The organism is Lactobacillus sp. B4026, from assembly GCF_026535825.1.
In the GTDB taxonomy this organism is placed as follows: domain Bacteria; phylum Bacillota; class Bacilli; order Lactobacillales; family Lactobacillaceae; genus Lactobacillus; species Lactobacillus panisapium.
This window is the reverse complement of sequence record NZ_JAFNPD010000001.1, coordinates 198,583-224,127: the sequence shown is the minus strand read 5'-3', so window position 1 is coordinate 224,127 and position 25,545 is coordinate 198,583. Positions and strand designations below refer to the sequence as shown.

Annotated in this window: 22 protein-coding genes; 1 reads left to right on the top strand and 21 read right to left on the bottom strand. The window is 39.0% G+C overall.

The features are described from left to right. Positions 1-3 precede the first annotated feature (3 nt). From J3U69_RS01190 to J3U69_RS01165, 6 genes are all read right to left on the bottom strand, one after another. A complete protein-coding gene (locus tag J3U69_RS01190) occupies positions 4-282 on the bottom strand; it encodes a hypothetical protein (protein ID WP_267412783.1) in 279 nt (92 codons plus the stop codon). Positions 283-290: 8 nt separating this feature from the next. Next, positions 291-1,407 (bottom strand): peptide chain release factor 2 gene (gene prfB, locus J3U69_RS01185; RefSeq protein WP_220269380.1). Its coding sequence is split into 2 segments (ribosomal slippage): positions 291-1,334 and positions 1,336-1,407, totalling 1,116 coding nucleotides; the frame shifts between segments, so codons are not numbered across the junction. Positions 1,408-1,480: 73 nt separating this feature from the next. After that, positions 1,481-3,880: a preprotein translocase subunit SecA gene (secA, locus tag J3U69_RS01180; RefSeq protein ID WP_267412782.1), complete on the bottom strand. Its 2,400-nt coding sequence runs from the start codon at positions 3,878-3,880 to the stop codon at positions 1,481-1,483. Positions 3,881-4,009: 129 nt separating this feature from the next. Continuing rightward, positions 4,010-4,558: a ribosome hibernation-promoting factor, HPF/YfiA family gene (gene hpf / locus J3U69_RS01175; RefSeq protein ID WP_267412781.1), complete on the bottom strand. Its 549-nt coding sequence runs from the start codon at positions 4,556-4,558 to the stop codon at positions 4,010-4,012. An 83-nt stretch (positions 4,559-4,641) separates the two neighbouring features. Further along, entirely contained in the window at positions 4,642-5,331 is a 690-nt protein-coding gene (locus J3U69_RS01170; RefSeq protein ID WP_267412780.1) for a ComF family protein, read from the bottom strand. Further along, a complete protein-coding gene (locus J3U69_RS01165; protein WP_267412779.1) occupies positions 5,328-6,611 on the bottom strand; it encodes a DEAD/DEAH box helicase in 1,284 nt (427 codons plus the stop codon). The genes J3U69_RS01170 and J3U69_RS01165 overlap by 4 nt, the downstream gene beginning before the upstream one ends. Before the next feature lie 47 nt (positions 6,612-6,658). Between J3U69_RS01165 and J3U69_RS01160 the strand changes: the two genes are divergently transcribed. After that, positions 6,659-7,321, top strand: a complete 663-nt coding sequence (locus J3U69_RS01160; protein WP_267412777.1) for a YigZ family protein — start codon at positions 6,659-6,661, stop codon at positions 7,319-7,321. A gap of 13 nt (positions 7,322-7,334) precedes the next feature. Here J3U69_RS01160 and J3U69_RS01155 read toward each other — a convergent pair whose 3' ends face one another. The 15 genes from J3U69_RS01155 to J3U69_RS01085 form a co-directional block, all read right to left on the bottom strand. After that, positions 7,335-8,492 carry a glycosyltransferase family 4 protein gene (locus J3U69_RS01155; protein WP_267412776.1) on the bottom strand — a complete coding sequence of 386 codons (1,158 nt, stop codon included), beginning with the start codon at positions 8,490-8,492 and terminating at the stop codon, positions 7,335-7,337. Between the two features lie 149 nt (positions 8,493-8,641). Next, positions 8,642-10,438, bottom strand: coding sequence for an FAD-dependent oxidoreductase (locus tag J3U69_RS01150; RefSeq protein ID WP_267412775.1), 1,797 nt, complete (start codon positions 10,436-10,438; stop codon positions 8,642-8,644). An 18-nt stretch (positions 10,439-10,456) separates the two neighbouring features. Next, a complete protein-coding gene (locus J3U69_RS01145) occupies positions 10,457-12,271 on the bottom strand; it encodes an FAD-dependent oxidoreductase (RefSeq protein WP_267412774.1) in 1,815 nt (604 codons plus the stop codon). Between the two features lie 23 nt (positions 12,272-12,294). Then, positions 12,295-13,290 (bottom strand): helix-turn-helix transcriptional regulator, encoded by a 996-nt coding sequence (locus tag J3U69_RS01140; protein ID WP_267412773.1) that lies wholly within the window; start codon positions 13,288-13,290, stop codon positions 12,295-12,297. Positions 13,291-13,446: 156 nt separating this feature from the next. Beyond that, positions 13,447-15,078: a ribonuclease Y gene (rny, locus tag J3U69_RS01135; RefSeq protein WP_103752102.1), complete on the bottom strand. Its 1,632-nt coding sequence runs from the start codon at positions 15,076-15,078 to the stop codon at positions 13,447-13,449. 133 nt (positions 15,079-15,211) lie between these two features. After that, the gene (recA, locus tag J3U69_RS01130) at positions 15,212-16,324 is read right to left on the bottom strand and encodes a recombinase RecA (protein WP_103752101.1); all 1,113 of its coding nucleotides are present in this window, start codon (positions 16,322-16,324) and stop codon (positions 15,212-15,214) included. A gap of 135 nt (positions 16,325-16,459) precedes the next feature. Further along, positions 16,460-17,119, bottom strand: coding sequence for an ABC transporter permease (locus tag J3U69_RS01125; protein WP_103752100.1), 660 nt, complete (start codon positions 17,117-17,119; stop codon positions 16,460-16,462). Further along, on the bottom strand, positions 17,119-18,054 hold the full coding sequence (locus tag J3U69_RS01120; protein WP_103752099.1) for an osmoprotectant ABC transporter substrate-binding protein: 936 nt from the start codon (positions 18,052-18,054) through the stop codon (positions 17,119-17,121). The genes J3U69_RS01125 and J3U69_RS01120 overlap by 1 nt, the downstream gene beginning before the upstream one ends. A 13-nt stretch (positions 18,055-18,067) precedes the next feature. Next, entirely contained in the window at positions 18,068-18,691 is a 624-nt protein-coding gene (locus J3U69_RS01115) for an ABC transporter permease (protein ID WP_103752098.1), read from the bottom strand. 1 nt (position 18,692) lies between these two features. Then, positions 18,693-19,868, bottom strand: coding sequence for a betaine/proline/choline family ABC transporter ATP-binding protein (locus J3U69_RS01110; protein ID WP_323848313.1), 1,176 nt, complete (start codon positions 19,866-19,868; stop codon positions 18,693-18,695). 143 nt (positions 19,869-20,011) lie between these two features. Next, positions 20,012-20,572: a CDP-diacylglycerol--glycerol-3-phosphate 3-phosphatidyltransferase gene (pgsA, locus tag J3U69_RS01105; protein ID WP_267412772.1), complete on the bottom strand. Its 561-nt coding sequence runs from the start codon at positions 20,570-20,572 to the stop codon at positions 20,012-20,014. 31 nt (positions 20,573-20,603) lie between these two features. Beyond that, entirely contained in the window at positions 20,604-21,686 is a 1,083-nt protein-coding gene (locus J3U69_RS01100; RefSeq protein ID WP_267412771.1) for a helix-turn-helix domain-containing protein, read from the bottom strand. Positions 21,687-21,751: 65 nt separating this feature from the next. Continuing rightward, a complete protein-coding gene (gene ymfI, locus J3U69_RS01095) occupies positions 21,752-22,480 on the bottom strand; it encodes an elongation factor P 5-aminopentanone reductase (protein WP_267412770.1) in 729 nt (242 codons plus the stop codon). Between the two features lie 179 nt (positions 22,481-22,659). Beyond that, the gene (locus tag J3U69_RS01090; RefSeq protein ID WP_267412769.1) at positions 22,660-25,131 is read right to left on the bottom strand and encodes an FtsK/SpoIIIE family DNA translocase; all 2,472 of its coding nucleotides are present in this window, start codon (positions 25,129-25,131) and stop codon (positions 22,660-22,662) included. Between the two features lie 19 nt (positions 25,132-25,150). Continuing rightward, positions 25,151-25,543, bottom strand: coding sequence for a DUF1149 family protein (locus J3U69_RS01085; RefSeq protein WP_103752092.1), 393 nt, complete (start codon positions 25,541-25,543; stop codon positions 25,151-25,153). Positions 25,544-25,545 lie beyond the last annotated feature (2 nt).

Below are 25,545 nucleotides of genomic sequence, written 5' to 3'. Positions count from 1 at the left end.
AGCTTATTTATCAACATCTTTTGTATGCGCATTGCGAACCTTTTTTCTTTTAGGCCGGTCACTTGGTTGCTGAGAATTGCCAGACCAATCATTCCAGTTATCAAAGTCGGGACCATGAGGCCGGTCATCATCTTTTTTCGTAAAATGATTAATAAGCCAAAGAATCCCCGCAATAACTATAACTGCAGGCAAAAGGATAAATAAAAGATGAAAGAAAGCAAAAATCACGCATAGAATTATCACTGCCACTAAGACAATACCAACAATTCCCCAAAAACTCATTTTTTCACCTACTCTGGGTTATCTTGACTAAGCAACCATTGCAAGTATGCATAAACAAATGGTTGCAATTTCCCATCCATTACACCACTTGTATCCGAAGTTTCATAGCCTGTTCGTAAATCTTTAACCAAATTATAAGGATGAAAAACATAGGATCTAATTTGTGAGCCCCAGCCAATCTCCTTTTGGTCACCCTTAAGTTCTTGCTTATGTTGCCGCTTTTTCTCTTCTTCTAAATGAAACAACTTTGCGCGAAGTTCATTCATTGCCGTCTCACGGTTTTGAATTTGTGAACGCTGAGCTTGCGAAGTCGTTACAAATCCGGTCGGCAGGTGTGTTATTCGAACCGCACTGGAAGTTTTATTGATGTGTTGACCACCCGCGCCACTAGAACGATAAACATCAATCCTTAAATCTTTAGGATTAATATCAATTTTAATACTATCGTCAATTTCCGGAATAACTTCGACAGATGCAAAAGACGTATGTCTTCTCTTAGCAGAATCAAACGGCGAAATACGAACTAGCCGATGAACCCCGTTTTCAGATTTTAGCAAGCCATAGGCATTCTTACCACTGATTCTGACACTAACACTTTTAAGACCGGCTTCTTCACCAGGCTCATAGTTATTAATTTCAAATTTAAATCCCCTGCTATCCGCATAACGTTGATACATTCGTAATAGCATTTGGCCCCAGTCCATTGCTTCTGTTCCACCTGCTCCTGGGTGAATTTCAAGCAGTGCATTATGACCATCATATTTTCCTGCCAAAAGAAGATCCATTTCGTAATTATGAAAATCTTTTTGTAAAGATTCTAAGTCAGTTTCAACTTCTTTTTGCAATTCAGAATCAGGTTCTTCACGCAATAATTCCAAGGCGGTAATTTCATTTTGATAGTTTTCTTGCAAGTTTAAAAATGAATCACGCTTTTCTTTTAATAAGTTGGTTGCGCTGATTAACTGCTGCGCCTTGTCCTGATCATCCCAAAAAGAAGGCTCCTGCATCTTGCTTTCATTGACAGCAATTGTTTCGTCAATCGAATCTAAGTCAAAGCGACCCCCTAAAGTGGTCTAACCGCTTTTTTAATTCATCCAATTGGTTTTGAATTTCACTAATTTCCATTTATTTTAAATCTCTCCCAATTAATTAAAAAGTAAAAAAGAGAAAGCAGCTGCTTTCTCTTCAACCTTACCTGTTAACGACTAAGATTTTGTCTGATTTCAGCTTTCATGAATAACCGAGTCACATCAAACTCAATATTCGAGACCATTTCTTCAAACATATTGTAGCCAGAATCTTGATATTCAACTAAAGGATTAAGTTGACCATATCCACGCAAACTAATCGATTGCCGTAATTGATCCATCGCATCAATATGATCAGTCCAGTGTTCATCAACCACCCGAAGGATAACTACCTTTTCAAATTCCAACATTTGCGCTTGGTCTGCTAAAACGTCGGCCTTTTCCTGATAGTTAGCTTCAACTTCATTGTATAATTTTTCTTTTAATTCAGGGACAGTGATTGTCTTGAAGTCAATTTCTTCTGTTTGCTCTTCAGAAAGAATACTTGAGCTAATAAAGTCACGCAATGAATCTAAGCGCCACTTACTACGGTCACCTTGAGTAAACATGTCCACTTGACTATTAATTGTACGACGAATCATTGGAATCAGAACATCTTTAAGAGAGTTTTCCTCTTCGATAACTTGCATCCGTTCACCGTAAATAATTTCACGCTGAATACGCATAACATCATCATATTGTAAAGTTTGCTTACGCGTATCATAGTTGTTACCTTCAACACGTTTTTGAGCAGACTCAACCTGACGAGTAATTAAACGACTCTCGATCACTTTATCATCATCATTATCCGATAAGCGGTCCAAGAAATCTTTTACGCGCTCGCCACCAAAGCGTTTCATCAAATCATCTTCAAGTGACAGGTAAAATCTGGTTTCACCCGGATCACCTTGTCGACCGGACCGGCCACGCAACTGATTATCAATTCTTCGCGATTCATGTCTTTCAGTACCAATTACTGCAAGTCCACCCAGTTCTTTTACTCCAGGCCCCAATTTAATATCAGTACCACGACCAGCCATGTTAGTTGCGATTGTGACCGCACCACGTTGTCCGGCATTCATAATAATTTGAGCTTCCTTAGCATGGTTTTTGGCATTAAGAACTGCATGTGGAATGCCTTCTTTATCCAAAAGATTACTTAGGCGTTCTGAACTTTCGACGGCAACAGTACCAACTAAAACAGGTTGGCCTTTTGCATGACGTTCTCTAATTTCATCTACAACTGCTGCAAATTTTGAAGATAAAGTTGGATATAAAATATCCGAACGGTCTTTTCTGATTACAGGACGGTTAGTTGGAATCGTAATTACCTGCATATTGTAGATTTCACGAAATTCTTCTTCTTCAGTCTTAGCGGTACCGGTCATTCCTGCAAGCTTTTTATACATTCTAAAGAGGTTCTGGTAAGTAATCGTCGCCTGTGTCTTTGATTCTTCCTGAATTTTAACATTTTCTTTAGCTTCAATTGCTTGGTGAAGTCCATCAGAATAGCGACGTCCCTTCATTACCCGTCCAGTAAATGAATCAACGATCAATACTTCACCATCTTGGACAACGTAATCAATATCCTTAAGCATGATGTAGTTAGCCCGCAAAGCCTGGTCAATATGGTGAACCAGTTTTTGGTTTTCCACATCATAAAGGTTCCTTAAGCCAAAGTGATCACAAGCTTTTTGAATTCCCGTTCTGGTCAAAGAAATTGTTTTCGTCGGCCAATCAATCTTGTAATCGCCATGATCTTCTTCGTCTTCGACATCATCATCACTCTTATCTTCTTTGAGTGTCTTTACAAATCTGTCTGCTCTAATGTAATCGCCATTTGCTTGTTCAGCTTCACCAGAAATAATCAAAGGCGTTCTGGCCTCATCAATTAAAATCGAATCGACCTCATCGATAATAGCGTAATTAAGTTCACGCTGAACCATTTGCTCTTTATAAACGACCATGTTGTCACGCAAATAGTCAAAGCCTAATTCTGAGTTGGTTGAGTAAGTAATATCACATTCATAAGCTTCGCGTTTTTCATCAGGTGACATAGCATTAAGGTTTAAGCCAGTAGTTAAACCAAGCCAGCGATATAACTGACCCATTTCTTCTTCATCACGGCTAGACAAGTATTCGTTGACAGTTACAACGTGAACACCCTTACCAGTTAACGCGTTTAAATAAACGGGCATTGTCGCGGTTAAAGTCTTACCTTCACCGGTCATCATTTCAGCGATATTACCATAATGCAAGGCAATCCCACCTAGAATTTGAACGTGGAATGGATACAGACCTAATACCCGTTTTGCCCCTTCACGTGCAACGGCAAAAGCTTCAGGTATTAATGAATCTAATGATTCACCCTTTTCAAGGCGTTCACGAAATTCAGGTGTCTTTGCCTGCAAGTCTTCGTCAGAAAGTTCGGCATATTCGTCAGCATGACTTTCTACCTTATTAGCAATCTTTTCGAATTTTTTTAGTTCTCTTTTATCGTTATTGTATAGTTTCTTTAAAATGTTTACCATTTAATCGATCCTTATATGTACTTAAGTATAAAAACACATGATAATTTTACCATGATTGACCCTAAATTAAAAATAAACAAAACAAAGACCTCACACTAAATGTGAGGTCCTCACTTAAATAGCAGTTATTTATTTTGTTTCAATTAAGCCGTAACGACCATCATTTCTGCGATAGACAACACTAGTACCATTTGTTTCAGCATCCTGAAATACGAAGAAATCATGCTCTAGCATGTTCATTTGTAAAATAGCTTCTTCAGGACTCATTGGTTTCAAACCAATTTGCTTGTTACGAACAATCGTGAATTCACTTGCTTCTTTATCTTTAGTCTCTTCTTCAGAACTTTCAACAAAGAAATCACTAATTCCCTTTTCACGACTCTTGCGGTTAACCCGGGTCTTATATTTTCTTATTTGTCTTTCTAGTTTTTCAGAAACAAAGTCGATACTGCGGTACATATCATCAGTTGTTTCTTCTGCTCTCAATACTAAGTATGGAAGTGGAATAGTAACTTCAACTTTAGCAGTCCGATCACGATAAACCTTCAGGTTTACATGGGCGATTATATCTTGATTCAAGTCGAAATACTTTTCTAATTTCTTCAGGCGTTTTTCAACGTAACTTCTTAAAGCATCAGTTACCTCAATATTTTCACCACGAACATTATACTTTAACATATGAGATTCTCCTTTCAACTGCACCCTGCAGTCTTTTCTTATTTACATTATAACAAAACTTGAAAGCGCTGAACAACATTATTCTACCTACAAATCGAAAAGCTTGCTATTTTAGCTTGAGGGAAAGCCCTTAAAAGAGCATTTCGAGCATGATAAAGCGTCCTGCCAGTTGTGTAAATATCATCTAAAAGTAAAACTTTTTTAAAATTAAAATTAATATTAGTATTTTCTAGTACAAAAAAACTCTGTTTACTCAATAAGCGCTCCTTACGCGTCTTTTCCCCCTGAGCCTTTACTCCACTTTTTTTACCTAAAACTGTTGTCAATGGAACTAAATCGGCAAAAATCGCACTGATTGTATCAAATTGCCGCTGTTGTATATGTTCTGGTGCCGTCGGAATTGGTACGTAAAAATCTGCTCGGTGCTTTCCCAATTCCTGCCAACATAATTCTTGTAAGACCTTTCTTAAAATATAATCGCCATAACGTTTATAATTCACCATCAATTCGTGAAAGGCATCATTATACCTAAAAACGGCATAATTTCTAAGCAAGTTTCCTGTGTATTTTCTCTTCCAGGCTTCGCAATCTGAGCAGATTTGACCTGAATCTAATTCTTTGGAACAAATTTGACAACGCGAACTTTTTAGCTGCACAAACTTGCTCCGGCAATGAAAGCAAATAACTTGCTCAGGCTTTTTGGATAATAGGAAAAGCTCACGCAAAGAAAGCTGGGCGGCAAACTTTTGCCCACAAAGCAGACATCTTCTCATTTATTCATCGCCTCAATTTGGTTCTTAGCTTCCCGAATATTTTTGGTATATTTGCGGTAGCAAAACAAAACTAACCCAGTAGTATCGTCTTGCGCCCGACCAACTCGACCTGCGATTTGAACCAAACTAGCCGCAGTATAAATTTGATCGTCAGCCTGAACAATAATTACCCAGACATGTTTAAACGTTACGCCTCTTTCCAAAATCGTTGTCGTCACGAGCAGTTGTAATTCGCCGTCTCGAAGCATCTGCACTTTACGCAAGCGATTCTTATCTTGGGCCCAGACGCCCGCCATCTTTACCTGATTAATTATTTTTACTTTTTTCAGGGCGGCTATGTAATCGGGTATCTGGTCAATTCGCGGAACAAATAATAATAAAGGATGGCCCTTTTTAAGCGCAGTAATAATTGCTTTTAACAGTTTGGGATGAATTTTGCCATGTGCTAAAAACGGCTTTAAAAATAACTGTTCTCTTGGGACGGGTAAAAGGCCACCATGAAATCGCCTGTTTAAACGCAATATGTCAATCTTGCCGGCTTTTGCTTCACTTAACAAGTCAGCAGTTGGCGTTGCCGTCAAATAAACACGCACGCCGTTGTTCTTAACAGCATTTTTAGCAGCAAAATGAAGCTGGCGATTTTCAACGTAGGGAAAGGAGTCTGCCTCATCAATCACTAATAAAGCAAAAGCATGATAAAACTTAAGCAGTTGATGCGTAGTACAAATTGTCAATTGCTCCAGTCCAGGCTGCTTAAATTCTCGACCATGATATTTGCCAATCTCAATTTCGCTAAAAGCCGCCTGAAAACGTGGAAAGAGCTCATTGACAACATCAATGCGTGGTGTTGCGATACAGCAGCGCTTTCCCTGCGCAATACATTCAGCAATTACCGGAAAAAGCATTTCGGTTTTTCCTGCCCCTGTAACTGCATGAACTAAGGTGTCCTGTTTTGACCGAAAATTTGTTACTAAGTTATGCGCAATTTTTGCTTGTGCACCAGTTAATCTACCAGTCCAGGTTAAGCCACCATTTTTTCTTATAGGAAAACTCACTTCATTTTGATAACGTATTAAAAAATCTCCTTCGACTATTCGCCCAATTCCAATGCATTCACGGCAATATCGTTTTTTATTAGGCAAATGGGCGTAAATTTTTGCTCCACAACGGTTACAGTGACCAGCACTGATTGCACTGGTTTTGGTTAATCCCGCAATTATGCTAAAATCCTTGTGACTGCTAATCCATTGGCGGCCAGCGAGATTTGATAAATTTTCCATTATTTTTCTCCTCCGCTATTAAGTACGCAAAAAGGGGGCAAAATTTTTTGACTAAAGAAGAAAATTATTTAACCATCAAAGAAAATGGTTGGCATGAAATAGTGATTAAGAAAAGTCGCTTTATCGCAACATTAGCCCGCACTGAAACAGTTGAGGACGCAGAAAAAGTAATTGCGGCGGTCAGCAAAAAATACCACGATGCAACTCATAACACGTTTGCATATACTATCGGACTAAACGACGATCATGTGAAAGCCAGTGATAATGGTGAGCCATCGGGAACGGCCGGCGTCCCAGAATTAAAAGCATTGCAGCTCATGAAACTCAAAAATGTCACGGTAGTAGTTACCCGCTATTTTGGGGGCATCAAGCTGGGTGCAGGTGGATTAATCCGCGCATACTCTAACAGTGTTACTAAGGGAGCTGAGGCAATCGGCGTTGTCAAGCGCGTATTGCAGCAAGAACTTAGTTTTCATGTAGCCTATAATCGCTTTGATGAAGTAAATCATTTTTTGACAAACGAGCAAATTTACGTTGAAAAAATCACTTATGGCGTAGATGTTGTAATTCATCTTTTTATTAATGAACAAGAGCATGCTGAGTTAGAAGAAAAGTTAAGCAACTTACTTGCGGGCAAAGTAACTTTTACTAAGGGTGAAAAGCGGTATAACGAAATCGAAATTACCGACCATCATTATCATGAGCACTAAAAAAAGGACTAAATTAGTCCTTTTTATTTTTCTTCTTTAATTGTTCTGGTTTAGCCTGCCCCAGATGCCATACTTCAACAGTTGGATCTTTCTTACTGCGGGAACTGATAATTTTTTGTATCAACGTTAGCAGAGGTTTATATTTTTCTCCCAGTAAACCTATTGACTCAACGAATAGTTCAAGTGCTAAAGCTAATCCTGCTATCAGTAGCCACATTCCCCATATGGGTGACAATAAAAACAGCAGGGAAATAAATGAAAAAATTAACGAAATCGCATAGATTGCTAAAACGGCCTGCCGGTGCGTTAACCCCATTTTCATCAGTTGGTGATGCAAGTGGTGCTTATCTGCCTGCGAAACTGGTTGATTATTAAGTTTACGCCTAATCATTGCATAAATAGTATCAGTAATTGGTACACCTAAAATCGTGACTGGCACTAGCATTGAGATAAAAGTTACGTTTTTTAACCCTTTAAGTGAAAAAACAGCAATCATAAAACCAATATACAGTGCCCCAGTATCACCCAAGAACATCTTGGCTGGATGAAAGTTATACGGCAAAAAGCCCAGCAAACAGGCAGCTAACATGAAACAGCCAATTGGAATATACAGCTGGTTGGTATGCAGGAAAAAGTAGCCGACAATCCCCATCGTAATAAGCGAAATCATTGATACGCCATCAGCCAGGCCATCAAGACCATCAATTAAATCGACGGCGTTAGTTAAAGCCAGAATCCAAAAAATCGTGATTGGTAAACTCCACCAGCCTAAATCAATCTGCTTATTTACAAACGGGAGATTGAGAACGTTCATCTTAATTCCGGCCAAGAAATAGATAATCAGGGCGCCAATAAAAATACCAAACATTTTTTGGCGCGGTTTAAGTTCGAGAATATCATCAATTATCCCTGTCAGCACAATAACACTTGAGCCCAAAAGGACACTAAAAGCCTCATGTGTAGGGAATTGCTCACGCAGCAAAATAAACGCCCCGATATTAAAAGTAACAAAAATGCCTAGTCCACCAAGAGTGGGCATCGGCTTTTTATTAACCCGCCGCTTATTAGGAACATCAACAGCCCCTAAAACAAAGGCAAGTCTACGAATAAATGGCGTGATTGCTGCTTGAATGATCACTAAGAAAAATAATTCAACGATAATTTTATACATAGTCGGCTACTTTCATAAATTAGTTGCTTTAATTATACAGACTTGATCAAAAATGTACAAATCACTCCCACCAAAGCTGATTAAAAGCTTACCGACTAAATATTAATGATTAACTTAAAAGTGGATTCTTGACGAATCCACTTTTATTATTAGTCGTGCTGCGAGGCACCAGAACTGGCATCGACTTTCTTAGTTGCATTATTTGCCGCACTAACACCAGCAATACGACCAAAAACAATTGCGTTGGTAATGCCCATGCCGCAGCCAGGATAAGTCATGCCGCGCCAACCACCAGTAGTACTGCCAGCCGCGTACAGATTAGCGATTGACCTATCTTGATTATCCAAAACTTCAGCTCTCCGATTGATGCTTAATCCTCCTGCCATATCTGGAGTTGAAGGAGCTAATTTAGCAACATAATACGGTGGTTTAAAAGCCGTCAGGTCTTTTTCACGGCCAAATTCCGTATCTTGCCCTTTAAGAACATCATTATTCCACTTAGTAATCGTTGCCTGCAAAATGGTCGGATCTAACCCAATCTGTTCAGCTAAAGCCTTAATGGTTTCTGCCTTTTTAAAATAGCCATCTTCAACTTCTCGTTTCAAATGTGGCGAAGCGGCCGGGGCAGAAAAGGCTGTCGGCATTTCATTTGCCATTCCCTCATCAAAAAGTAACCACACAAAACCTTGATCCAGACTGGCAATTTTTTTAGAAGCAAATTCAAAATACATGTCTTCCCGAAAATGTCTTTTAGCATCAGTACCAACCCAAATATAAGGCTTGGTCCAAGCAGTACATAAAGGTCCAATACAAACATTATCACCAGATTGTGTTCCAATTGAATTGGCAATCGGCATCCACATATCTTTTAGCTTGGCACCTATTTGTGCACCCATTCGAATTCCATCGCCCATTTGCCTAATTGAGCCATATGATTCTCCTACTGCAAAATCTGGGGCAAAACTTTTGAGCATTTCCTTATTACGCGAAAAACCAGCAGTAGCAACAATCACGCTTTGAGCGCGGTAATTGCCTTTATTGGTATGCACGCCAATAACTTGGTTATTTTGATTGGTAATTAAACTTTCTGCTGTTATATTAAAAATAAACTCAGTACCTAATTTTTGAGCACGCTTGAATAAAGGTTTGGAAAGACCGTAGCCACTTTTTTCAACAGTCAAGTGTGAACGTGCTGCCGGAACAGCATACTTTTTCATTGCTTCTTCATTACCGATTTGCTGAACTTCCTGAAAGTTAACTCCGACATCATTAGCCAACCACTCATAATCTTCAGCACCGTGTTCAACGATTACTTCACGCATATCGGGATCTTCATACCCTTGACCAACTGCCTTTAAGTAATTATTCCAATTTTCCTTTGAATCCGTAATTCCTTGGGCCTTTTGCAAGCTTGTACCGCCACCTGCATTATAATAACCGCCTGATAAGGTCATATCTGACAACATGTAGCTTGATGCATACTCAAGGCAAATAACCGCCTTGCCCTTTTGCCGAGCAGAAATAGCGGCTGCAAGACCAGCAGCGCCTGCACCAATTATTAATACCTCAGTTTCTTTTTCAAAGTGGATTTTGTCTGGATCAAGATAGCGATAATCTTCATTATCTTCTTGTTTAGCTGTTCGCAAATCAATCTTCTGATCAAGCCCGCTAGGATCTCCCGCTTTAAGCAAAGCGTCCTTGACAGCTTTTTCGACAGCCTGAAAGCTAATTGTAGCACCAGTTACGGCATCAATATTGTAAGACTGCTTAGCCACTATCAATTCCGGTGCCTTTTTAAGTGCGTCTGTGCTAATACCTTCGGTTTCATTTTGATCATCAACATGAACTGCCTTAATCTGGTTATCTTTTACAGTTACGGATACCTTGACTTCGCCACGATTGCCAGAACCGCTGCCATGATAAATTCCGTCTTTTAAATTAGCCATTTTTTGCCTCTTTTAATTTTATTTAGCCTGCTTTAAAGCAGCACTGACGGCTTCCTTAAATGCCCGACTTGTTGAAGTAGCACCAGATACAACATCAACATTTGCAGTCTTATCTTTTACCATTTGTTTTTGAAGCTGCTTAATTGCTTGACCGCCATAATCAGGTGACTCACTTTCCTTGAGAACTTCAATTTTAGCCGGCTTTTGTTGCTCATCTACAGTTACCCGGACAACTATTTCATTACCCATTCCGCTACTTGATTTGCCAATATATTGATTTTTACTGGTTGGATAATCTTTTTCAGCTGCAAGAGGAACTGGAAACGAAGTCGAATCGACCTGCTCGTTTACTTGCTCGCTTGCCCCAGTCACAGTATCGTTTTCCTTTGGTTTAGCAGCGTTTTCACCGGCAATCTTGCCAAAAATCAAGCAATCGGCAATATCTCCGCCGCCGTTATATTGGTTAGCGCCAATATGACCTAGTTCACCCGCAGCGTACAAATGTGGTAATACCTGCTGGTCTGTATCAAGTACTTCCGCCTTCTCATTTCGTCTCGGTCCACCTTGAGTATTAAGCATCGTGTGCTGCTGTTTCAAGGAATAAAATGGGCCAGACAGGGAAAGTTTAGCCATCGTTTCTGACTTTCTACCACATTGGTAATCAACACCTTGGTCAACAAAGAAATTATATGTTTCAAGTGTGTTTTGTAAGGTTTCTTCTTTAACGCCAATTTCGTTTGCTAAATCAGCAATTGTGTCAGACTTAACTACTTTATTTAAAACTTCGCGCTGGAAATTATCTAAATCTTCAGCCAAAAATTCGTCATATTTCTTTTGATCAAAAATTAAATGCGGATGAATTTGAGCAAGGGGAATTCGCCATAAACCATGGTTATAGCGATGACCATGACGGGTTGGATCATCTTCAGGAATATAGCGGGTACCGTCATCACCAACCGTAATTAATGAACCCTCAAACAAAGCTTTCCAGCCCATGATATTATGAGCACGTTCGCCTTTTGGCGCTGCAATATTAACGGCACCGCCTGGTTCATAATTATTCATGTGCCACAAATCAGCACCAACTTCTATGGCCATCTTAATTCCGTCGCCCTTGTTATATAGAGTGCCGTATGGCAAAAGTTTCGTTTCTCCCAAATAATCTTGAATCATCTGGTCATTGTTTTCAAAGCCGCCTAATGCTAGAACCACACCATTTTTAGCCTTAACATTGAACAAATGACCATTATTTTCAATTTGAACACCAATAATTGTTTTAGTTTCATTTTGAATTAAGTGTTTGGCTGGCGTTGAATATAAAACCGAAATCTGATCACTGCGGTCTAGTACATTTTGCCGTAGTTTCTTCCACAATGCTGCATCAAAAATTCGGTCATGAATTAAGAGATCATCATTTGTCTCCGCACCATCAAATTCGGGGTATTCAGCAATCATATATGCCAAAAGCGCTACGTTCTTATTTCCAGGATTTTTGCGAACACTAAAGGCTTTTCCGCCTAAATATTTTTCAAAATAAGCCGGTAAATTCACCATCCCTTTAATAAAGGTATCTAAAACTTTTTCATCCAAATCAAGCGGGGAAGTTAATTGTTGGTAATACTTTTTCAATTGATCATAATCATATCCTGCCTGAACAATTTGACCACAATAACGGGTATTACCACCTTCATGTCCTTCAGGTGCGCTATCGACTAAAAGAACCTTGGCCCCGTTATCCGCTGCAAACCGAGCTGCTGTTGCCCCAGCACCACCAAAACCAACTACAACCACATCATAAACTGCATTCCATGAATCATTATCTTGCAAAAACATTTTTCTATCCTCTTTTTGCATAATTAGCTAGCGGCATTAATACTATTTTTATTAATAATCATTTGGTGTCGGTATTTCAGGACAGTTTTCCCTGTCCACCTTTTAAATGCTTTGTAAAAAGTAGTCACATTGTTAAAACCGACTAAAAAACTGACTTCAGCTGTATTTAGTGTCGCATCCTGTAACAAATTAAGTGCCAAAATTTTTTGGACTTCATTAACTTGCTCTTTATAACTTGTTCCCTCATTTTTTAACCATCGTTGAACAGTTCGCGGTGATATTTCTAACGCATTAGCAACATCTTTTAATTGAAAATTCCCGCCAGCAATTAGTTTAAACAAGGTATTCTGCACTATTGCCTTGAATGGTGGATCAACCTTTAAGTCACTGATATATTTTTTTAATCCTGGTTCCATAAAATTCCACATAATATCATTTTGGGTTAAAAATGGTTTTAACAGATCGCTTTTACTAAAAACCAAGTAATTATCATGGCAGCTTTGGGCGCTAAGTCCTAAGTATTCAGTTATTTTCTTACCATAATTAAATTTACTGCCAATTGACAATGGCTTAATTAGTTTACCGGTCCCAGTCCTAAGCAAACTAATCAATGAGATTTGATCCACCAATAGACTAAACCTTGAATTTTTCCGCGAATCATCTAAATAGCTTATATGAACTCTTAGCTTTTCCCCCTCTTTGAAAGTACCAATCTCAATTGGCCCAATTAATTGCTCGTATGATGAAAGCCGTTCGATTGCCTGCAACCCGTTTTTACTAGATAGCGCGGCAAAATAAGGAGGAACAAATTGGTAAATATTGCTTACATCACTACAAGCTAACAGCTGCTCATCAGTTGCTTTTTGATCTAATATGGCAAATGAATGTGAACTTTTTAGCCACTTTGAATTAAAATAACGCGTCATATTTCCAGAATCTAGCAAAGCTGAAATAGAATCAAACGGATATCCTAGTTCTTGCAAAAAGCCTTTTAGATCTTTAGCGACTGCTTGATCCATCATTGTCCTCCTATCTAATTCGTATTGTATACCCTTTCATTTTTTTAAAATATGCTTTTTGGTGCAATTTTATGCTTAAACGCGCCAACAATTATGCTTTTAGTTTTATTTTAGAACAAACAAAAAAGGTTGAACTACAAAAGTTCAACCTTTTATTTATTTTGCAACTGCAACTACTCGTTTCTCTCGAATAACTGTAATTTTAATATTACCAGGATAATCAAGCTCTTTTTCAACTTGATTTCGGATATCACGTGCCAATACCGTGATGCGATCATCAGAAATTTTTTCTGGTTCAACCATTACCCGAACTTCACGTCCAGCCTGAATGGCATATGCCTGCTTAACCCCATCATATCTATTAGCAATCTTTTCCAGTTCAGTCAATCTTCTAATATAATTTTCTAAACTTTCACTCCTGGCACCTGGACGAGCCGATGAAATCGTATCTGCTGCAACAACTAATTCAGCAATAAACGATAACTTCGGTACATCCCCGTGATGCGCTGCAATTGCGTTAACAACAACATCTGGTTCATGATACTTTCTCGTCAATTCCACACCAATTTCAACGTGTGACCCTTCAATATCATGATCGATGGCTTTTCCAATATCGTGTAATAATCCCGCGCGAACCGCTAATTTCTCATTTAAACCTAGTTCAGCCGCCATTGTTCCGGCTAGTTTTGCAACTTCAATCGAATGGCCAAGAACATTTTGACCGTAAGAAGTTCGATATTTTAGCCGACCGAGTATTTTAACAAGCTCAGGATTCATTTTATGAATTCCTAATTCCATTAAAGCGCTCTCTCCAGCTTCATAAATATCATCATTAACTTCTTTACGTGCCTTATCAACCATCTCTTCAATTCGAGCTGGGTGAATCCGGCCATCCTTGATCAAACGTTCCATTGCTCGTTTGGCAATTTCTCGTCTGATTGCATCAAAACCGCTTAGAGTAACAACTTTCGGTGTATCATCAATTATTAAATCGATTCCAGTAAGTGCCTCAAAGGAGCGAATATTACGGCCCTCACGACCAATAATTCGTCCTTTCATTTCTTCATTTGGCAAATCTACAACCGACACCGTTGTTTCTGCCACAGTATCGGCAGAACTGCTTTGAATTGCGTCAATAATAACTTTGTGTGCATAATGATCAGCTTTAGCTTGAACTTCTTCATTACTGTTTCTAATCATTTCTGCTCGTTCTTTGACTAACTCATCTGATAATTGACTCAGCACCAGTTTCTTACCCTGCTCCTTATCTAAATGAGCAATTTCATAGAGCTTTTGCTGGCTCTTTTCAACTAGTTCATCAGCTTCCTGAACTTTTTGATCTAGATCAGTTTGCTCTTTAGCTAGCTGCTTTTCCTTTTCCTTGAGTTCATCCTCCCTTTCTACCATCAAAGAATTCTTGTGATTAAGAGTATCTTCTCTTTGCTGTAAACGGTTATTATCACGTGCAATCGCATCGCGCTTGACGTTTAACTCATCCTCAACTTTTTGTCGATATTCTTGAATCTTTTCTTGAGCTTCAAGAATTTTTTCTTTTTTCGTGTTTTGTGCACTTTGCTTTAAAGCATCTGCTGCTTGCTTTTGTGCGTTGACTTCAGCTTTTGCAGCATCTACTTGTGCTTTTGCCTCGGTTAATATATGGTCGGCATCGTTTTGAGCATTTTGCGCTCTTTTTTCCCAGCCATTCTTGCGAATAGCATATCCAATACCTGTTCCCAATAAAATTGAAATAATAGCAACTGCGACGGGAATCAAAATTGTATTTGTCATGATTACTATCGCCTTTTTTTATTTTTTTAAGATTATTCACACAGTATTAATAATAATGAACCGTGGTGGTGATGTCAATTAAGTAGAAAAAAACCTTGACCTATTTTACAGGTCAAGGTTAATCTCTTCGACTTTAGTTACTTTTGCTATCTGCTTCTTTTTTATCAGAAGCTTCCTTTTCTTTACTCTCAGTCTCTTTTGTTTTCTTAGCTTTGATTTTTTCAGGATCTTCGCGTTCAGCAACAGATTCTTCATCAATGCCATATGCCTGACGTACCTTTTGTTGGACTTCATCATAAATATCTGGGTGGTCTTCAAGGTATTTCTTGGCGTTTTCACGTCCTTGACCAATTCGCTCTTCATTATACGAGTACCACGAACCGGCCTTGGCAATGATATCTTTATCAGCTGCCATATCGAGAAGTTCACCACTTTGTGAAATCCCTTTACCATACATCATATCAACTTCAGCAACCTTAAATGGCGGCGCAACCTTATTCTTGACAACTTTAATCTTGACACGATTACCGGTTATCTCTCCACCAGTCTGCTTAATCTTTTCAGCTCGTCTGATTTCTAGCCGAATTGTCGAATAAAACTTCAGTGCACGTCCACCAGGTGTGGTTTCTGGATTACCAAACATAATCCCAACTTTTTCACGAATCTGGTTAATAAAAATAGCAATTGTTTTGGTTTTATTGATATTCCCAGAAAGCTTACGCAAAGCCTGACTCATTAACCGTGCTTGAAGTCCGACGTGGCTGTCGCCCATTTCACCATCAATTTCAGCTTGGGGCACTAACGCAGCAACTGAGTCAACTATCAAAATGTCAATCGCGCCACTAGTAATCAGCGTGTCAGCAATCTGCAAGCCTTCCTCACCTGTATTTGGTTGTGACAAAATAAGTGAGTCAACGTCAACTCCAAGTGCTTCTGCATAGGCTGGATCCATTGCGTTTTCTGCGTCAATATAGGCAGCTGTTCCCCCGCGCTTTTGCACTTCTGCTACAGCATGCAAAGCTACGGTAGTTTTACCTGAAGATTCAGGCCCATAAATTTCAACAATTCTTCCGCGCGGATAGCCGCCAACTCCAAGAGCTGCATCAAGTGCAAGCGAACCAGATGGAATGGTCGAAATTTTAGTATTTGCCTTATCGCCCATGCGCATAACAGCACCTTTACCAAAATTTTTCTCAATTTTCTTCAGTGCATTTTCTAATGCAGCCTGTTTCTCATCTTTGGCCAAGTATTTTTCCTCCTCTAGTATAGTCCTCAATTTAGTACGTACTAATTATACTTTGATTTAGTGTATATTTGCAAGGAATAAGCGAACAAATGTTTAAATTTGTTCCTTCACTACTAAATACGCGAAAAAGTCGTTTTATTTTTTTAATCCTTTCGGTTGTAACCATTTTTGCAAGAAATTTAAAATGATATCTGCCAATATGGCCATTAGTGCCGTTGGCAACGCACCAGCTAAAATGATTGCACTACCATTAGTAGCATTGGTACCACGAATTATGATATCACCTAAACCCCCTGCACCAACAAAAGAACCAATCGAAGTAATCCCGATGGCAATAACTAACGCATTTTTTAGGCCAGCAATAATAACTGACATTGACAAAGGCAATCTAACCATGCGCAATACCTGCCATTTAGTCATACCCATGCCCTTACCAGAATCAATTACATTTTTATCAACGCTGCGCATCCCAGTATACGTATTTTTAATAATCGGCAACAAAGAATATAGCGTAACAGTAAAAATGACCGTCATCACGCCTAATCCCAAGCCAATCATCACAATTGACAGTAATGCCAGCGAAGGAATAGTTTGAATAAAGTTAGCAATTTCAACGACAAAATCACCTAAATGGGCATTACGTGAAATAAAAATACCTAACGGAATTCCAATAATGGCCGCAAATAACACGCCATAAATCGAAATTAGGAAAGTTCGATTAAACTGTTCAAGCACATAAAAGCCATTATGTTGATAATAATAAATAAATTGCTGCCATAAAGATAATCTAGCCATTATTTCTCCTTTCTAAAGTAATCATGCTTTACTAAGAATTGGTGCGCCACCGTGGACGGTTCAAGCAGCTTATCATCAACGTCATAATTCATTTTACGAATATCATGAACACTAATGTTACCTACTAACCGCTCTAAAAGTGGTTTTAATTCCGGGTGCTCGCGCAAAACATAGTTATTAATCAACATGCCGCAATTATACGGTGGAAAGAAGTGTTTATCATCTTTTAACAAGTGCAGCTTATAACTATCGATTCGGCCATCGGTTGAATAACCTAAAATAACGTCCATTTTACCGTTTTTTAAAGCCGAATAAACTAAGCCGATGTTCATCGGGTGGGCTTTGGCAAAAGTGATACCATAAGCTGTCTGAAAAGCAGGATAGCCGACTCCTGGAGCATTAACCCATTCAGACGCAACCCCGAAGGAAAACTTATTTTGCACCTTTTTTAGATCTGAAATATTGTACAGGTGGTATTTCTTCTGATCTTTTGCCCTAACCATGAATGCATAATTATTGGCAAAGCCATAAGTATGAAGATACGTTTGATCCCACCGCTTCTTTACTTCTCGTCGAACCGTATTATTAGCCTTTTTTGAATCTTTGATTGCTGGTAACAACAAATTGGCAGTCAGTTCACCACCATCATAGGCTGCTGCCTGAATATCGGCATCATGGCGGTAAAGCGCTTGGTGCTGCATAGGTGCCGAACCCAAATTATTTACGATCGAAGTTTTATATGGCGTTTCGTGTTCAATAAGTTGCGCCACAATATTAGCCACAATTTGCGATTCAGTCGTTGTTAACGCAGTTATTCTAATATTTTCGTTACTTCCTTGACTGTCAGATAATCCTGGTAAACCGCAACCACTGGTAGCCAGCATAACCAAAAAAGCAGTAATCAATAATGTTAATTTTTTAAAGCAATTTTTCATTATGTTAGCCTCCCTATATGCCTTTTGGTGTGATCTTTTTTTCCAATTTACCCAGTAAATAATCTGTTAACAGAGCTAGGATAATTACCGGAATAGTACCACCAAAAATTAGGTCGGGCTGATACAAGCTAAGGCCATTGAAGATAAAATCACCTAGGCCTCCTGCACCAATGTATGAAGCCAAGGTTGCCCAAGCAATCACATAAATGGCGGATAAACGGATTCCAGCCATGATCACTGGCATTGCCAATGGTATATCTACTTTTAAAATCAATTGCATTTCTGTCATGCCAAGCCCACGAGCTGAATCGACCGTATCCGCATTGACATCCATCAAGCCGACATAAGTATTACGTAAAATTGGCATTAAACTATAAAGAAATAAAGCCACAATTGCTGGCACTCGGCCCACACCAAAGAAAGGAATCATCATTGCTAATAATGCTAGTGCCGGAATTGTTTGCAACATGCTGGCAAGCGCAATTACAACTTTTGCTGTTCGCGGAAATTTCATTAAAATGACGCTTAAAGGAACTGCGACAATTATTCCCAGTGCAAGCGAAATTGCAGAAATATAAATTTGCTGCCAGGTTTTAACTAACAATTCGGAACCGTGCTGAGCCATAAAAGCTGACATTTTAATTCGCCTTCTTTTCAGTCTGCGTCTTTAACGTACTCTTGTCGCCCCAAATTTTTTCATAAACAACGTTTACCAAACTAGAGCGAGTAACGATTCCAACTAATTTATTGGCAGAATCAACCACTGGAATATATTGCCCATTGCGACTTAAAATGCGGCTAAAGTTATCCCGCAAATATTCATCCGATTCCACAGTGGCAGTAACTGGCAACATAATATCACTTACAGTACTTACTTCAGGATACTTACGCTGCAAGTCAGTAATTGAAATATAGCCTTTTAAGTGATTATCATCATCAACTACTAGTAGGGTATCAACGCGGTGCTCTTTCATCATGGTCAACGCATCAGTAAGCGATGCACCTAAATTAATTTTGACAGGAGCTGTCATCACATTCTTAACTTTGACCGTTTCATATTTTGCTTCTGACAGACGCTCTTCACCAATTAAGCTCTTAACAAAGTCATTTGCCGGATGGTGCAAAATTTCTTCAGGTGTTCCTACCTGAATAAGTTGTCCATCATGCAAAACGACAATTTCAGTAGCCAATTTAAGAGCTTCGTCCATGTCATGCGTTACAAAAACAATCGTTTTGCCCAATTGCACTTGTAAATTTTGTACCAGTGTTTGCAAACTTTCACGAGTAATCGGATCAAGTGCACCAAAAGGTTCATCCATTAAAATTAAATTTTGATTTGCAGCCAATGCCCGAACAACACCAATTCGTTGCTGCTGTCCACCTGACAATTCAACCGGATAGCGATCCAAAAATGATTCTGGTAATTCTGCCATCTTGATTAATCGTTTAGCTTCCTCAGCTAATTTTTCTTTAGGCCATTTTAATAAATTAGGCACTAAAACAATATTTTCCCTAATTGTCATGTGTGGCATTAAGCCATTATTTTGAATGACATAACCTATTCGCCGGCGTAAACTTACCGGGTTAAATTCTGTCACGTTTTTACCGTTAACTAAAACCTCGCCCTTAGTTATACTATTCATCCGGTTAATCATTCTCATTAACGTGGTTTTTCCTGAGCCAGAGGTACCAATTAAACAGCAAAATTCACCCTTATCTATTTTGAAATTAATATTTTCAACTGCTGGTTGTTTTGACTTCGGATAAATCTTAGTCACATTTTTAAATTCAACCATTGGTATTTCCTTTACCATAAAATTCCCCCTTTTTCAATTTTATTTCTAATTTAATCCTAACAAGTTAAACTGAGCTTGGCAAATGAGAACGTCAAATGGCGATATCAGAGCAAACAAAAAACACCAACAAAGTTGGTGTTTTTTAGTTAATTCTCATAAACTTACATTGACCCTTTAAATACATCCCATGAACTGTGGAAGTAATCCCATCCTGAGTAGATGGTAAAGATTAGCGCAAGGTAAAGTAAAATTGTACCGATATGGTAGAAGTCACCGATCAATAAAAAGATGATTGACAACATTTGACAAGTGGTCTTAATCTTTCCTGGCATTTCTGCTGCCATCACTTGGCCCTTGTTTTCAGCTAAGATTAACCGTAATCCGGTTACTGCTAGTTCACGGCAGACAATAATGGCAACAACCCAAGCCGGTGCCAATTTCAAGGAAATCAACATAATAAATGCTGTCATCGTTAACATCTTATCTGCTAACGGGTCGGCAAATTTACCAAAGTTAGTTACCAAATTGCGTGAACGGGCAATGTGACCATCAAACCAGTCGGTAGCCGAAGCAACCGCAAAAACAATCGCAGCAATAAGTAATTTCCAGTAGACAGTTGTTCCAGCAACTTGCGTACTGGCATCACCGCCAAAAATTATAATTAACATAAATACCGGAATTAAAATAATTCTAAAAACCGTTAATTTATTGGGTAAATTCATTCTTTACTTTTCCTCCTAATTGAATAGCTCTTTATCTCCCATCAGTACCATTACTTGAAGAGCTATCAGAGTGATTGGTTTCACCGCTCTGTTCATTATTATTTCCTTGTCCAGTCTGTTGGCCGGTTTGACCCCCTTGGCCACCAGTTTGACTATTAGTCTGACCAGTATGCTGGTTGTTTGTAGTTCCACTATTTTGATGTTGATTCTGTTGCTGGTTGGTAGTTGTACCCGAATGACCAGTAGTTGAATTATTAGCAGTCGAATTACTATTATTAGTCGTATTAGATTGGTTTACACGGTGTTGCTTACCAATATAGAAGGTTAAAGTATTGCCAGTTGTTTGCGTATCATATGGTACTTTTTTGCCACCAAAAGAAATGGATGTTCCAGAACCATTACCAAAAGTAACCGTTACTGTTTGAGCAGTAGTTGGTAAATTCAAAGTATGCTTTTGATTAGGATTCAAAACCTGTGAAAATTGGTGGATACCATTGATTGAAATAGAAACGTTAGTAGCCTGCTCACCAGCACGAACAACCAAATTACGGTTCTTCTTTAAGCCAGTAACACGGTATTGCGCCGTGGCCAATTCCTTGATTTTGACAGAGCTCTTCTTAATTTTCTTCTGCTTTTTCGGCTTGTTTGTATTATCGGAAGAAACCGATACGTCATTAGCAGAATTATTATTGCTCTGATTATTACCAGCTGAAAAATGCGCATAAACAACGTAACAAACCAAAATAACGACAATAATACCTACCCCAACGATAATTCGGGGAAGATATTCTTTCCAAAGTTTCTTTTTGCTACTAGTTGTTTTGCGGACTTCCTCACTCTTATTATCAATTGAATCCTCAACGTATTCCTCAGGTTCTGCCTGCGGAATTTCATTATGATATTCACTAAGCAGTTGTTTGCCATCTAAACCAACAACTTGCGCATATTGTCTAATAAAAGCACGCACATAAAAATCACCAGGGAGTTTGTCAAATTCATCCTGTTCAATTGCCGTCAGATATCTACCTTGAATTTTGGTTGCTTTTTCAATATCTTCAATTGAAAGTCCCTTTGCCTCTCTGGCACTGCGTAATTTGTCTCCGATATCTGCCATAGTTACCTCTTTTAATTTCTAATTTACACTTTGAGTATAACATATACTACTAATTACTTTTACCATTATATAAGCCATCCACCACTTACATAAATTGTCTGACCTGTTAAATAACTAGAACGTTTGTCAAGCAAAACGTTGACCCAGTAGGAAACATCGCTTCCCCTAGCGAGGCGCCCAGCAGGAATTTCTTCTTTTACTTTGTTCATGTCTTCCGCCGAAATCATGGCATTCATTGCCGTATCAACCGCACCGGGGGCAACAACATTGACCGTTAAATTAGCTGAAGCAACCTCTCGTGCATATCCTTGGCTAAAAGCCGTAAGTCCGGCTTTAGTTGCACTATAAACAGCTTCAAGCGCACTAGCCTGTTTGCCATAGACTGAACCCAGAAAAACAATCCGACTAAAATCATTTTTAGTTAAAAGCGGCTCTAGAAGTCCAGCTAGTTTAATCGGTGTTGTTAAGTTGACCTTAATCATATCGTCAACTTGACTCATCTCTTGCCCATTTACAAAATGATAATCCGTAATACCCTGAGCAAATACAGCGGCATTAAGCGGTAACAAGTCTTGAACGAACTTTGATAAGTCGCTATTTTCAGCTAAAAAACTTAGTCTAATTGGAATAAAATCCTGCTCTGGATATTGCTGCATTAGCTTTTGGCTCAATTGACAAGCCTCTTGCCACTTAGTGTGACAATGAAGATATAAAGACCAGCCAGATTGTGCTAGTTCAGTACAAATCGCCTGACCGATTCCGCCGGTTGCACCAAATACAATCGCTCGTCGCATCACAACATTCCCTTTTACTACTTATTTATGAACCAGCAAGCAAAAACAGTACTGCAATTATATAATAATTGCTAAAACAACGCTACATTTTCAACTTTGTGTCCATATTCGGTTTAATTTTACCATTATTTTTTCGGAAAACTGAACAAAAATTAGACATGCTAAACTTTCTTAAAAATTTAGCCTTTGTCATCCTCCTTTAACGGTAGTAATAACACCTGTCGTGGCTTAGAGCCCTCTGAAGGGCCAACTACTCCCTTTGCTTCCATTTCATCAACAATTCTCGCTGCACGATTATAGCCAATGCGGAAGCGGCGCTGCAACATCGAAACACTGGCCGTCTGTTGCCGTCTTACTAAATCAACTGCTTGCTCGTAAAACTCATCTTCTGGCTCATCGGAATTATTTTCAGCAGTTTCCTCATTTTTTTGCGGAATCATTCCTTCATCATATTCAGGTTTTTGCTGGTTGCTTACCCAAGAGATGACTTTTTCCACTTCATGAGATGCAATATAGGCACCCTGAATACGTTCAGGCTTTGATGCTCCTACAGGCATATAAAGCATATCCCCTCTTCCCAAGAGTTTCTCTGCTCCAGTTTGATCCAAAATAGTTCGTGAATCTACACCACTTGAAACCGCAAAGGAGATTCTTGAAGGTACATTCGCCTTGATTAAACCGGTGATAACATCAACACTAGGCCGTTGAGTAGCCAAAATCATGTGAATACCAGCCGCACGCGCCATTTGGCCTAGCCGCACAATTGCACCTTCGACATCATGACCGCCAACCATCATCAGATCACTCAGCTCATCGACTACGACCAGTATGTAAGGTAATGGTTTCATTACGGGTTTAGTCTTATCCTGGTTATTAATACGGACTTTTTCGTTAAATTCACCCATATTACGGGCTCCACTAGCAGCAAAGAGCTTATAGCGTCGTTCCATTTCTTTAACAGCCTTGCTTAAGGCATTAGCAGCTAGCTTAGGGTCGGTAACAACGGGAATAAGCAAATGAGGAACACCATTATAAACTGACAGTTCAACCATCTTCGGATCAATTAAAATCAGTTTAACTTGATCTGGCGTGGCTTTCATTAAAATACTTGTCAAAATGGTGTTAATAGCAACTGACTTACCAGAACCCGTCGAGCCGGCAATTAGGAGATGGGGCATTTTGGCCAAATTAGCCGAAATGATTTGCCCACTTACGTCCTTACCAAGGGGAACTTCCATTGGGTCAGCTTTTGCTTTAGCATCCTGATTTTGCATAACATCCTTAAATGCCACCACTGAAGTTGCCCTATTTGGAACTTCAATTCCAATAAATGGTTTACCTGGAATTGGCGCTTCAATTCTGATGTCCTTGGCGGCAAGAGCTAACGCTAAATCATCCGCTAAATTGACGATTCTGCTAACTTTCACGCCCACAGCAGGTTGAACTTCGTAACGCGTAATTGTTGGCCCTAAAATTGCCCGTTTAATAATAACGTTCACACCGAAGCTTTTAAAAGTAGCTTGTAATTTTTGCGTATTTTTTCTAATTGAAGCTTTATCAGCACTTTGATCAGTGTTTTTTACCGGATCAAGCAAAGTTATTGGTGGCTTCTTATACTCCACCTTAGGCCTTGAAGTAGCGCTCTGCTCAAGGTCACCATGATCGACGCTACCGAGTTCCTGCTTCATTTTTTCATCTTCGTCGTCAAATGAATGGGATTTTGGTAAAGCATTATCATCTGGTTCAAAATTTGTCTTATTAGCAAATGAAGGTTGTTCATCATCATGGCTTGAAATTTGAACTTGTTCTTTGGATTCTTCTGGTTCAGGCGGTGTAACTTCATCAAGTGCAAAATCAGTTTGGGAAATATCTTCATCCGGTTCCTGATTATCTGCCTGCGTTTCGGTACCATTTTTGACGGTAAAATCATCAACATTGGGAAACACAGGTGATTCAGAAGAAAGCGGATCGTGAAAATCCTTTGCTAGCTGTTCCTGCTTTTTTTCGGCTTGCTTTTCTCGAAGCGAACTATATTTATCTTTTAGTTTAGTTCCCGCTTCCTTATTTTTGCTGATAAACAGCTGGCTAAACTTTTGAAATTTATTAATGACATCAACAAACTTCACGTCAAAAAACATCAAAATGCCAATTGGGATAAATAAAACGGCAAAAACGCGCAAACCAATATGGCCGAGCAATGGATAAAAAAGCTGATAACACATTGCTCCAATTACCCCGCCGCCCACGGACTTGGTAATTGCAGCACGACCGAATTCGGCTGACATTTCATGCCAAAAAACATTCATAAAAGCGTTATTCACTAGTTCACGTTCGAAGTAAATACTGCTTTGAATCAATAAAATGCCCAAAATAGCTAAAAATAAGCCACAGCTGCGTTTAAACTTGAAGTGCATCGGCTTATTATAAATTAACATCACTAAGCCAAAAATTGCACATAATCCGGCAGCCAGCAAATAAGAATCACCAAAAAATAAGCGGAAAATGTTGGCTATCTGTTTACCTAAAATACCAAATTTAGCTACCGCTAAGAAAACGATAATTATTTCAACAAGACCGACTACCGCCCAGGTAATGCCCGCATTTTGCGTCTTTTTTCGCGCTTTTGTTGTTTTTTTCTTCTTCTTAGGCATAACGGCACCTAATTAAGGACTAAAAATTGGCTTGGAAGTTCAAATTAACCGGTTCATCCAGCGTAATTTGCGTAACTTCATAAGTCAAAGTCTCAATATATTCAACTAACGGACGACTTAAGATTTTATAGTCAGCTTTGGAAAGGTCACTACCATCGCCAAAATAATCCTTAATCTGAACTATTTGACTAATCATGCCGCTAACCGAAAAATCGCCTGGCGCTGGAGCAACGTCAAACACAACCGTAATATCAAAATAGTTACCGTCTTCGCCGGCATCAGTTGTGCCATCCTCATTTTGCTTTTCAACTTTTTTCAGGCCGAAGTTAACTTCATCCTTAGTCTCAGCTTCTTCGTTTAAATCATAGTGAAAGTTCTTTACCAAAACAGGTGTTTCTTTATTAAATTCCATTG